The 11,151-nt window shown below is 73.8% G+C and carries 10 protein-coding genes; 3 read left to right on the top strand and 7 right to left on the bottom strand.

Annotated features, from left to right (window positions below):
* Positions 1-377: 377 nt before the first annotated feature.
* Positions 378-1,643 carry an FAD-dependent monooxygenase gene (locus ACWEPF_RS27205; RefSeq protein ID WP_452174598.1) on the bottom strand — a complete coding sequence of 422 codons (1,266 nt, stop codon included), beginning with the start codon at positions 1,641-1,643 and terminating at the stop codon, positions 378-380.
* Positions 1,644-1,760: 117 nt separating this feature from the next.
* Complete coding sequence (locus tag ACWEPF_RS27200) at positions 1,761-3,965, bottom strand: MMPL family transporter (RefSeq protein WP_452174597.1); 2,205 nt, start codon at positions 3,963-3,965, stop codon at positions 1,761-1,763.
* A 126-nt stretch (positions 3,966-4,091) separates the two neighbouring features.
* Here ACWEPF_RS27200 and ACWEPF_RS27195 point away from each other — a divergent pair, with 126 nt between their 5' ends.
* Complete coding sequence (locus tag ACWEPF_RS27195) at positions 4,092-4,715, top strand: TetR/AcrR family transcriptional regulator (RefSeq protein ID WP_452174596.1); 624 nt, start codon at positions 4,092-4,094, stop codon at positions 4,713-4,715.
* A 26-nt stretch (positions 4,716-4,741) separates the two neighbouring features.
* On the opposite strand, the gene ACWEPF_RS27190 is transcribed toward ACWEPF_RS27195, so the two are convergent.
* The 3 genes from ACWEPF_RS27190 to ACWEPF_RS27180 form a co-directional block, all read right to left on the bottom strand.
* Complete coding sequence (locus tag ACWEPF_RS27190; RefSeq protein ID WP_452174595.1) at positions 4,742-5,134, bottom strand: Mth938-like domain-containing protein; 393 nt, start codon at positions 5,132-5,134, stop codon at positions 4,742-4,744.
* A gap of 52 nt (positions 5,135-5,186) precedes the next feature.
* Positions 5,187-7,472 carry a tetratricopeptide repeat protein gene (locus tag ACWEPF_RS27185; protein WP_452174594.1) on the bottom strand — a complete coding sequence of 762 codons (2,286 nt, stop codon included), beginning with the start codon at positions 7,470-7,472 and terminating at the stop codon, positions 5,187-5,189.
* Between the two features lie 221 nt (positions 7,473-7,693).
* Positions 7,694-8,245 (bottom strand): cupin domain-containing protein, encoded by a 552-nt coding sequence (locus tag ACWEPF_RS27180; protein WP_452174593.1) that lies wholly within the window; start codon positions 8,243-8,245, stop codon positions 7,694-7,696.
* 126 nt (positions 8,246-8,371) lie between these two features.
* Between ACWEPF_RS27180 and ACWEPF_RS27175 the strand changes: the two genes are divergently transcribed.
* Complete coding sequence (locus tag ACWEPF_RS27175; RefSeq protein WP_452174592.1) at positions 8,372-8,941, top strand: TetR/AcrR family transcriptional regulator; 570 nt, start codon at positions 8,372-8,374, stop codon at positions 8,939-8,941.
* A 307-nt stretch (positions 8,942-9,248) separates the two neighbouring features.
* Here ACWEPF_RS27175 and ACWEPF_RS27170 read toward each other — a convergent pair whose 3' ends face one another.
* Positions 9,249-9,911 (bottom strand): hypothetical protein, encoded by a 663-nt coding sequence (locus tag ACWEPF_RS27170; RefSeq protein WP_452174591.1) that lies wholly within the window; start codon positions 9,909-9,911, stop codon positions 9,249-9,251.
* A 269-nt stretch (positions 9,912-10,180) separates the two neighbouring features.
* Between ACWEPF_RS27170 and ACWEPF_RS27165 the strand changes: the two genes are divergently transcribed.
* On the top strand, positions 10,181-10,501 hold the full coding sequence (locus ACWEPF_RS27165; protein WP_452174590.1) for a DUF1232 domain-containing protein: 321 nt from the start codon (positions 10,181-10,183) through the stop codon (positions 10,499-10,501).
* A gap of 34 nt (positions 10,502-10,535) precedes the next feature.
* Here ACWEPF_RS27165 and tpg read toward each other — a convergent pair whose 3' ends face one another.
* Positions 10,536-11,081 (bottom strand): telomere-protecting terminal protein Tpg, encoded by a 546-nt coding sequence (tpg, locus tag ACWEPF_RS27160; protein WP_345284635.1) that lies wholly within the window; start codon positions 11,079-11,081, stop codon positions 10,536-10,538.
* Between the last annotated feature and the right edge of the window lie 70 nt (positions 11,082-11,151).

Here is an 11,151-nt window from a genome sequence, read left to right as displayed (position 1 = left end):
GCTCGCCGACCGTTACCACGCCGGAGTTGTCCTGGCCTCGCTGATCCTCTGGCTCCGCGAACCAGCCAGGTGATCAATTGTCAGACACCCCCTAGGCCGTCCCTGCGGGTACTCGCCGCTCGAGCCGCGGTGACGGGTGAGGTGCCCGACCCGCGGTCGGGGTCGGGCACCTGCCGGGTTCACGCGTCGGCGACCGCCCGCTCCAGCCGCCGGCGGCGTCGACGCGGATCCTGCCGAGTCCTCAAGAGCAGCTGCGAACGCGAAGGCGGAGGACAACACCGGGCACGCTCGCCCCGGTCGGTCCCCGAGCCCTGCACGTGCCTGAGGTCGGGGAACCGCACGTCGATGTCGCCCCGCATCCGCTGACGAGGGGCGCCCTACCGCCGAGCCCGTGGCGCGGAGTCCGGCACCCCCGCGTAGTCGGGCAGGTCGACGCCGTTGATCGCGCGGGTGAGCAGGTCGGCGAACCAGGCGCCGGAGAAGTCGGGGAGCGGCTCGGCGTCCGGCCCGCGGACCTCGCGGGTGCGGGCGTTCAGGCGGCCGATCTCCTGGTTCGCCTCGACGAACGGACGCATCAGCGTCTCGTAGCGGGCGAACCCCGCCTCCGGGTCCCACTCGGCGGCGGCCAGCTCTCCGGCCAGCACGTAGGCACCGACCAGTGCCAGCCCCGTGCCCTGCCCGGACATCGGTGAGGAGCAGAACGCCGCATCGCCCAGCAGCCCGACCCGCCCGTTCGACCAACGGTCCATCACCACCTGGGCCACCTGGTCGAGGTAGAAGTCCGGGGTGTCGTCCACGTGGGCGAGGATCTCCGGGGCCAGCCAGCCGAGGCCGGCCATCCGCTCGCGCAGCAGACGCTTCTGCGCCGCCACGTCACGGTGGTCGACGTCGAAGTCACCGGCGGCGGAGTAGAACATCGCCATCGCCCGGGTCGCGTCCTGGATCGGCCGCAGCAGGACCGAGCGTCCGGACGCCTGGTCCTGGTACTCCAGCAGCCACCGGTCCAGGCCGAATTCGTTCGGCACGCTGTAGAACGCCAGCACGTGCCCGAGGGGGCGCAGGAAGCGCTCGTGCGGTCCGAAGGCCATCGCCCGCAGCTCCGAGTAGGGCCCGTCGGCTCCGATCACCAGCTCGAAGCGCCGCCGGGCACCGCCCGCGAAGACCACGTCGACGCCGTCGGCGTCCTGGGCGAGCGAGGCGATCCGGTCGCCGAAGACGTACTCGACGCCGTCGCGGGTGTCCTCGTGGAGCACCCGGGACAGGTCCCCGCGCAGGATCTCGATGTCCGCGATGAACCCGTCACCGCCGTCGTCGTCCGCCCGGACGGTCTCCAGCACCCGCCCGTGCTCGTCCACGGTGTGCGCGCCGGCGGTGTCGGTGCACGCGGCGCGGACCGCCGCGTCCAACCCCATCCGCCGGATGGCCTCCTTGGCGATCCCGCGCGCGTCCACCGCCTGACCGCCGGGACGCAGACCCGGGGCCCGTTCCACCACCGTCACCTCGGCCCCGCGCCGGTGCAGCCAGTGGGCCAGTGCGGGCCCCGCGATGCTCGCCCCCGCCACCAGGACCCTGGGCGCGCCGGCCCGCGCCCCCTGCCGTGCGGTGCGGACCGTGGACCGCGGCCCGAAGTCGTCGACGCCCATTCACTGCCTCCGTGTGCTTCCTCGTGCGCCGGGACGCCCCCGGCACGGGCCCACCGCTCTCGATGGATCCGGAGTGTCGACTGCGGAACCGCGCACGACTCATCGGTACGGCCGACATTACGTCCCGTGGACGTCCGGTTGGGCGTGTTGGCGGCCCTCGACGGCGATGCGCGGCAGCAGGCGGCCGAGGCGCGCCGGGAGCCACCAGTTGGCGCGGCCCAGCAGGACCATGCTGGTGGGGACCAGGAGGCCGCGGACGACGGTGGCGTCCAGGGCCACCGCGGTGGCCAGGCCGATGCCGAACATCTTCACCACGGGATCGCCCGAGAGCAGGTAGCCCAGGAAGACGCTGACCATGATCAGGGCGGCCGAGGTGATGACGCCGGCCGTCCGGGTCAGGCCTTGGACGACGGCCGCGCGGTCGTCCAGGCCTTGGAGGTGGGCCTCGCGGACGGCGGTCAGCAGGAAGACCTCGTAGTCCATCGACAGGCCGAACAGCACGGCGAACATCAGCAGCGGTACGTACCCGGGCACCGGCACCGCCGCGTCCAGCCCCGTCAGCGCCCGCCCCCACCCCCAGGGGAACACCGCCGTCAGCACCCCGTACGCGGCGCCGACCGAGACCAGGTTCAGCAGCACGGCCTTCACCGCCACCACCGGCGCGCGGAACGCCAGCAGCAGCAGGAGTGCGGCGGTGGCCAGGACGAACCCGGCCACCCGGGGCAGCCGGTCGGCGATCCGCTGGTTGAGGTCGGCCTGTGCGGCGGGCACGCCGCCGACGTGGGTGACCCAGCCGGTGCCCGCGGTCACGGACGGAAGCGTCCCGGCCCGCAGCCGGTGGACGAGGCCGGCCGTCGCGGGGTCGGCGGCCGCGCTCGTCGGGGTGACCTTCCAGCGGACGTCCCGTCCGCCGGGCGCGACGGCAGGCCCGGCGACCGCCGCCACCCCGGGTGTGCGCCGCAACGCCTCGGTGACGGCGGCGAGCCCAGGCTCGGCCGGTCCCATGGCGGAGACGGAAACGGAGTCGGAGGCGGAGGCAGGGGCGGGCAGGGTGGCCGTCACCAGCAGGGCGGCCTCGGCTCCCGGTCCGAAGGCGGCGGCCAGGCGGTCGTGGGCGGTACGGCTCATCGTGCCGGGGGCGTGGTGGGAGCCGTCCAGCTGACCGAACGTCAACTGCAGTGCGGGAGCCGCGAGGAGGGCCATCAGGGCGAGGCCCGCCAACAGCGGGCGCCAGGGCCGGGCGGTGACGAGCTCGGCGATCCGCCGCCAACCCCTCGTCCGGCGCCGGTCACCCGCCCCGACGGGAGGGCGCTTGGCGCTCAGCCAGGGTCCGAGCAGGACCAGCAGGGCCGGCAGCAGGGTGAGGTTGACGGCGACGGCGGTCAGGACCGCGAGGGCGGGAGCCAGCGCGAGCGCGTACAGCAGCGGCAGGCCGCCGAGGGCCAGCCCCGCGAGCGCCGCCACCACCGCGCATCCGGCGAAGGCCACGGCACGCCCCGACCCTGTGGTCGTCGCCAACGCCGCCGGGCCCACCTCGACGCCGGCGCCGCGCAGTTCGCGGAACCTGGTGAGGCTGAAGAGGGTGTAGTCGATGCCCACCCCCAGGCCGATCATCGCGGCGATCGTGGTGCCGGCGGAGGGGACGTCCACCACGTGCCCGACCAGCCCCAGCAGCGAGAGCGACACCGCGAGCCCGGCCAGACCGGTCAGCAGCGGCAGGACGGCGGCGGCCGGGCGGCGGAAGGCGAGGGCCAGCACGACCAGGGCTGCGGCCATCCCCACCAGTTCGCTGCGGTGGGTCGAGCCCTTGTCGGCCGCGGCCGCGAGGCCACCGCCGGGGGTGACCTCGATGCCGGCGGCTTCGGCCGGGGCCGCCGCCGCGAGCAGCGAACGGGTCAGCTCGGGCGTCAACCCGCGTGCGCTCACGTCGAGTTCGACCGTCAGGTAGGCGGTGCGTCCGTCGGCGCTCATCCGCGCCCGGCCCTCGTCCCCGTAGGGCAGGCCGACGTCGAGCACGTGCGGGACCAGGGCCATCGCGCGGGCCGCCGCCCGGACCGCCTCGGCGGACGGCCCCGAGCCGAGCGGCGGCCGGTCCGGCGGTACGTGCAGCACCACCGGCTGACTGCCGGAGGGCGCCTCGGGGAAAGAACGGGCGGCGAGGTCGTGGGCGGCCTGGCTGTCGCTGCCCGGGATGGTGACGGTCTCGGAGGTGGCGCTGCCGAGGAGCGTCACGGCGGCGAGCGCGGTGGTGATCAGGAGCAGCCAGCCGGTCAGGACCGTTCCGGGTCTGCGGACGCACCAGCGTCCGGTGAGGGTGAGCATGCCGGGCGCCTCTCGCATGGCCTGGGGCGGCGGGTCCCCGGGAAACGACACTTGCACTCCGAGTGCAATCGAGAGGCTTGCACTCGGAGTGCAATAATGTCAACGCGAGACGAGGAGAGGAGCCCCGTGGAACGCACCGAGCCCGCGAAGCCCACCCAGCCCACCGTCGACGGCCGGACCGCGCGCGGCGAACAGACCCGCGAGAAGATCGCCGACGCGGTGCTGTCCCTGCTCGACGAAGGCCGCACCACCTTCCCCGCCGACCAGGTCGCCGCGCGCGCCGGCGTCTCCCGCCGCCTGGTCTTCCACCACTTCGCCGATCTCGCCCACCTCACCGGCGTCGCCATCACCCGCCGCCTGGACCAGCTGATGGCACAGGTCGTCCCCCTGCCGACCACGGGCCCCCGGGACGTACGCGTCGCCGAACTGGTCGCCCAGCGCGCCCGCATCCTCGAGGGCCTCACCCCCACCCGGCTCGCCGTCATGCGCCTGGAGAACCCGTCCCCGCAGATCGACGAAGCCGTCCGCCTGATGCTCGACTTCGCCCGCCAACGCCTGTCCGAGGTCTTCGCGACCGAGCTCGACCCCCTCCCCCGGGCCCGTCGCACCGACCTGCTCCACGCCCTGGACGCCGCCACCACCTGGACCACCTGGCACCACTGGCGCAGCTCCGGCCTCGGCACCGCAGCCGCCGCCCGCACGATGGCCACGACCGTCCACGCGCTCCTGAGCGCCGCGGCACCGGACTGACACCCTCACGGGCACATGACGGTCGGTCAGCAGGTCGAGTGGAACAGCGCGCCGGTCGGGCGGGTCTCGGCGAGGCGGTTGTAGAGGTCGAGGGCGGCACGGGTGTCGGCGACGTGCACCTCCACCTCGGCGGCCGCGAGGAGCTCCAGGGTGGCCGGGGCGATCCGCAGGACCCGGTCCATCCCGAGGGTCAGGACGACCACCTCGGCGCCCAGGTCAAGGAGCTCCTGGGCATCGCCGGGCTGGACACCCGCCGCGTGGCGGGTGCCGTGCACGCTCCAGTCCCAGGCATGCCCCCCACCCGGGTACAGCACGAAGTCCTTCCCGGGGGCGAGGCCCTCGACCTCCATCCGGCCCCACTCCAGGTGCGTGATCCGCGGCGATCGGCGGATCCCTGTCGAGCCGTCGGCATCGTTCATGCGCTCGATTCTCGCAGGCGTCAGGGTGCAGCGAACGCGCACGGGGCGAGCACTACCCGGCGGGCCCTGCCCGCCCGGGCTGCTCGATCAGCGCTCGGGTCCGTTCCGTCTCGGGATGGCCGCTCCCCAGCAGTCGCTCCTGCCGCTCGTGCACGTCCAGCAGCAGGCTCCTCGCCTCGTCCCGTCGGCCCTGCCGGGCGATGACCCGGGCGAGCAGGACGGTCGAGTTCAGGGTCCCGAGGTAGGACGGGCCCATCAGGCGAGTCCTGATCCCGACGACGGAGGCGAGATCCCGCTCCGCCTCGTCGAGCCGTCCGTTCAACGCCCGGACCCAGGCGAGCCGTTCGACGGTGGCGAGGGTGTCGTGGTGCTCGTCTCCGAAGAGGCTGCGGCGCACCGCGAGCACCCTGCTCAGTTCAGCCTCGGCCTCCTCGGTCCGCCCCTGCTCGCCGATCGTCCAACCGACCCGGTTGCGGCTGGCGAGGGCCGCCGGGTGGTCGGTGCCGAACACCGCTGCCCGGCCCGTGGCGGCTGTGCGGAACATCGCCTCGGCCTCGGGCCAGCGCCGGCGGTGGCCCTCGACCCGCCCCAGCTCGTGGTAGGTCGCGAGGGTGTCGAGATGGCGCTCGCCCAGGACCTCCCGCTGCGCCGCGAGTACCGCCCTGAGCAGCTCGTCGGCCTCCTCGTAGCGGCCGAGGCCGATCAGCACGGCGGCGCGCACGCACTCGGTCCGCAGGGCCTCCGGTGCGGCAGCCCCGAGAGCGGCCACCTGATCGGCGTGGAGCTGTCCCAACTCCCGTTCCGCGGCGACCCTGTCGTCCTGGAACACCCTGCACCGGGCCAGCCAGTAACGGACCTCGAGGACGTCGCGGTGATCCTCCGGCAGTGAGCGGACGGCGGCGAGCGTCGCAGTCGCGACCTCGACCCCCAAGGAGGCCGGACCGCTCCACTCGCAGTAGTCGGTGAGGGTCGTCCCGCAGCGGGCGAGCAGCGCCAGCGCCTCACCGTCGAGAGTCGGAGCGACGGTGTTGAGCAGGGCCCGGAAGTGCGGTGCGAGCAGGCGGAACCGCGGCCAGTCGGCGGGCCGGTCAGTGGCAAGCCGGTCGAGCGCTCCAGCGATCAGCGCCACGGCCACGGACGGCGTGGCGACCGCCGAGACCTCCCCGGCCCGTCGTTCGGTGTCCAGGTGCACCCGTGCGACGTCGGCCACGACCGGGTGCAGCATCAGCTGACCGGTCGGCTCGCCCTCGGGCGCTGTCGGCGTCCGGTCGACCAGGCCGAGGCGGATCAGCGCCCGCATGCCCTGCTCCAGCCAGCCGATCCGGTCGGTGGCGGTGACGGCGTCCGGCGGTGCGAGCGTGCGGAGCAGCTCCGGATCCAGCAGACCGTCGGGGAGCGCCGTCGCGGAACCGAGGCAGCCGAGCAGCCGCAGAAGGGTACGGGCCTGGGGCACGCCCGCGAGGTCGAGTGCGTCCAGCGAGGTCTCCCAGGTCCGCAGGACGGTGGCCCGGTCCGGGAGGTTCAGGTCCCGGTCCGGGGTCAGCAAGTCCACGGACCGGGAAGAGGTGTCGAGCGACCTCTGATAGTCGGCGAACCCACGCGTCAGCGCGAAGTCCGAACCGAGGTAACGACCCGCCAGGTGCAGGGCGAGCGGCAGACCACCGAGCCGCTCCCCCAGGCTCTCCGCCTCCCGCTGGTCTCCGCCCTCCGGCGCGAGGTCGCGCAGGATCCGCCCGGAGTCGGCAGCGCCGAGCCGGTCGATCCGGCGGATCGTCGCGTCCCGGCCCCAGGTGGCCGCGTCCGCGTAGCGCGTGGTCACGACGACCATCCCGCTGCGCGGCTTCCTGAGCCAGCCCCGGCCGTCGGCCACCCGCGCCGCGCCGGTGTCGTGGGTGGACTCCCCCTGCGGACCGGCGGGCGCACCGGGGAGGGCGAGGTCCTGCGGTGTGTCGGCATTGTCGATGACCAGGAGCCAGCGGTGCCTGGTCCGCTCCAGTACGGCCCAGAGGGCGTCCGGTGCCTGCGGCGCTCCGGACGCGATGGCGTTCAGCTCGGCGGTCGACGCCCCGAGGGTCCGCGCGATGGTCAGCATGCCCGCGACCAGGCTGCCCGGCTCGGCGACCGAGACCCACCAGACGTGCCGACGGATGCCGCGTCGTTGCACCTGATCGGCCAGCGCGGCGGCCACCGTGGACTTGCCGATGCCGCCCATCCCCGTGAGCACCACGACCCGCCCCTCGGAGTGCCCCGCCATGGTGAGGAGTTCGTCGAGCCGGTCTTGGCGGCCACGGAGCTCGATGGGCAGGCTGCGCACGGGCGGCAAGACCGGGACCGTCACGGGAAGATCCTGCGGATCCGGCTCCAACGGCCCACCGCCCAGGGCATGCTGACGCAGTTGCAGACGGATCTGCCAGCTCGCCAATCCCAACGCGACGCATCCGGCGAGCGTTCCCCCGGCCGTCCACAACAGTGCGGCGTCCATGGTCCGTCCGCTACCCAGCCGCCGCCCGCACCATGCCTGTCAGTGGAAGGCCTCCCACCGGGCATCGTGCGCCGCACTCAGGAGCCGGGCGGCGGGGTGAGGCCGTAGCGGGAGATGACGTCCGGCAGCCAGTCGGGGCGGCCGAACTGCAGGCCGTAGCCGGCGGCGAGGCGGGGCAGGGCGTCCTCGGCGAGGGGTTGGCCGTCGGCGAGCAGCTCGGCCAGTTCGCGGAAGAAGTGCTCGAAGCCGGCCGGGCTGATGATCTCGATCATGCGGGCCGGGGCCGGGCCGGCGTTCCACATCGTGTGGAGTTCGCCGCGGGGTTTGGTGAGGTAGCCACCGGCCCCCAGGACCACCTCGCGGTCGCCGGAGCGGAAGCCGATCTCGCCCTCGGTGACGATGGAGTACTCGTCCTCGCGGGTGTGCAGGTGCGGCGGCACCAACGCCCCTACGGGGAAGGGGTGTTCGACGACGGAGACCGCTCCGCCGGTGTCGGCTCCCCAGAGCTTGAAGGCCACCCCGATCGAGCCGAGGAAGGCCTCGGTGCCCTCTCCCGGGCGGACGACGGTCAGCGGCGGGGGCACGCGCGCGGCGGACGGGGCGGGCGGGCTGATGAGCGGTCCGGTCATGACGATCACTTCCCGGCAGTGTTTCGGGATACACTGGTGTTCTCTGAAAACGAGTCTCCTCCGCCGACTCCGGGGCGTCAACAGTTGAGCGAACAGCAGCGTTCACCGAAACCGCGTGGCTACGAGATGCGCAAACGCGCCGAGGACGTGGACCGCACCCGGCAACGGATCGTGGAGGCCGCCGTGCACCTGCACGGCACCGCCGGCCCCGCCGCCACCAGCATCGCGGCCATCGCCGAGCGCGCCGGTGTGACCCGGCTGACCGTCTACCGCCACTTCCCCGACGACACGGCCCTGTTCACGGCCTGCTCCGCGCACTGGCTCGCCCGGCAGACCCTGCCCGACCCCGACCGTTGGGCACGGGTCGCCGACCCCGTCGAGCGCCTGGCCGTCGGACTCGCCGACCTCTACCGTCACTACCGCGAGGGCGAGGCGATGCTCGCCCTGGTCCACCGCGACCAGCACGTCGTACCACCGGCCGTCCGCGACCTGCGCCTGAGCGCCTTCCGCCACTACGTCGACACGCTCGCGGACGCCTGGCCCAGGCCGCACGACCCCGTCCGCACGGCCGTCCTCGGCCACGCCGCCGCCTTCACCACCTGGCAGTCCCTGTGCCGCGACCAGGAGCTCACGAACGAGCAGGCCGTGGAGGTCATGACCGCCCTGATGCGGACCGTCCACGCGACGCGCCCGTGACTCCCGGCCGCGGCCTCCCCGTCGTCCGTTAGGGGCTGTCTCCTTGATGGGGTCGGCTGTGACACCCTGCGGCTCCGCCGCGTGGGGCCGCGTCGTCGGAGGGCCCCTCCTGCCCGTCGGCGGGCAGGAGGGCGCGTGCCTCGGCGGCGCCGAGAAGGGGGCACCTCCCGGCCGAAGGCTGGGGGAGAGTCCATGCGGAGCATCGGCGACTGACGAGAAGCCGGCGAAGGGCCCCTCCTGCCCGCTGGCGGGCAAGGAGGGCGCGTGCCCCGGCGGCGCGGACCCGGCCCCATCAAGGAGACAGCCCCTAACCCCGGTTGACGATCAGCGCCACGATGTCGCCCCGGCCGGAGAGCGTCGCCAACCGCGTGCTGTCCACCCCGACGATGCTCACCCGGGCCGCGACCACCGCCCGCACCACCGGGTTCACCGCACCACCGCGCCCCGCCACGCCCGCCGCACCGCCCGGCCCCGGCTCCGCCTCCTTCGCGGCGAAGCGCTTGGCGTCCAGGTAGGGGTAGGTGTCGCCCGCCGTACGGCGCTGCTGCAACTCGTCCTCGACCCGCCGGACGTCCCGGGCCGCGAGGAACTCGGCCTGCGTCATGCCCGCCCAGACCGCGCGGCCGCCGGTGACGAAGAAGTGGTTGGGGGCGGCGCCGGGCACCAGCCCGGAGTTGTCGACCAGGTAGGTGCGGCCCGAGGTGACCGTCAGGCTCCGGCCGAACAGCGGGCCCCACTTCCCCTTGGAGCTCGTCAGCAGGGTCTCCAGCAGGCCCCCGACCTCCAGCGCCTCCGCGACGATCGTCGCGTCGTCGACGCTCGCGTGCAGCAGGCTGTTGACCCCTGCGGCGGTGGCGGCCGTGCCGCAGTGGCGGTAGGAGTGGCGTTGCAGGGACATGTCCAGCCGCAGCGGCGGCGTGGAGTCGATGTCGACGGTGACGACGTTGCCGTTGATCGCGGCAGTGGCCATGACGGTACCCCCCATCACGAGCCGCGCCGGGTCCCCCCACCGGAACACTCGGCCGCGGCCCACCAGCTCTTCCACTGTCCCAGAGACACACCGCCCCGACACATCACCGAACCAGCCAACTACCCGCCCCCACGGCACCGTTGATGCACGCCCCACCAGCGGCTCGGCACCTCACGCTCCCCACGGGCCGCCGACAGGTGTGTATGGTCCGCAGGGAAGAGGGCAGGCTGACGGGACCCGATCGGAACGGGAGAAGGGCGGGGACGCGGATGGACGGCGGCGGTGTGTTCTGGTGGCTGGCCGGCGCGCTGGTGGTGGCCTGCATGGTGGTGGCGGCCGTGCTGCTGGTGAAACTGGTCCAGGCCCGCAAGGTCCTGACGGCCTCGGGGATCCCGATGTCGAACAAGGTCCTGTTCTGGGGGTCGATCGCCTACCTGGTCAGCCCCGTGGACCTGCTGCCCGACCCGATCCTGCTCGACGACATCGGCCTCCTGCTGCTGGCCCTGCGCTCCCTCCACCAGGCGGCACTCCGCCCGGGCCCGCACTCCCCGCCGGACGCCGACCACGATGCCGGCCGCGACGCCGCCTGACGACCTCGCCTGACGACCTCGCAGTCCCCGCTCGCTACAGCTGCTCGATGTCGAGCCACTCCAGGTCGGTCAGTTCGACGCCCAGGCCCGCCGCGCGGTGGCCGCCGTCCTTGAAGTAGTGGTCGCCGAGGGCGTCGGCGAGGATCTGCTCCTGCTGGGCCTGGGTCGCCCCGGCGTCGCGGGCGGCGTAGAGGCGGGCGGCGACCTCGCCTGGCATCAGCTGGGTGAGGGTGCGCGGCCGCGGGTCGTCGGTGGAGCCGGCGGAGGAGGTGAAGCCGAACCTGGCCTGGAGGTGCAGCATGAACCCGCGCTTCTCCGCGTCGCGCCGCACCCGCTGACGGACCCTCGGCTGCCACTTCGCCCTCACCCGCTGCTCCACCTTGGCCGCTGCGGCCGGCTTGGGGGTGGAGGTGCCCTTGAGCCACCGCTGGACGGTGCGCTGGGAGACGCCGAGTTCGGCGGCCAGGGCCTTGGTGGAGCCCTTGTGCCCCTTGAGCAGGAACCGCAGCCGGGCGCCCAGGGACTGCGGGATCGGCCGGGTGCGCTCCACCCGCTCCAGGCCTTCGTCGATCTCCCCCACGCTGCGGCTCCTCCTCGTACGGATGGTGGTGGTGCCGGCGGGGCGTCGGACGGACGCCGGTCACCGGTTC

Source organism: Kitasatospora sp. NPDC004289 (assembly GCF_053602875.1).
The sequence above is the reverse complement of the archived record's forward strand: the minus strand, read 5'-3'. Positions and strand labels throughout refer to the sequence as shown.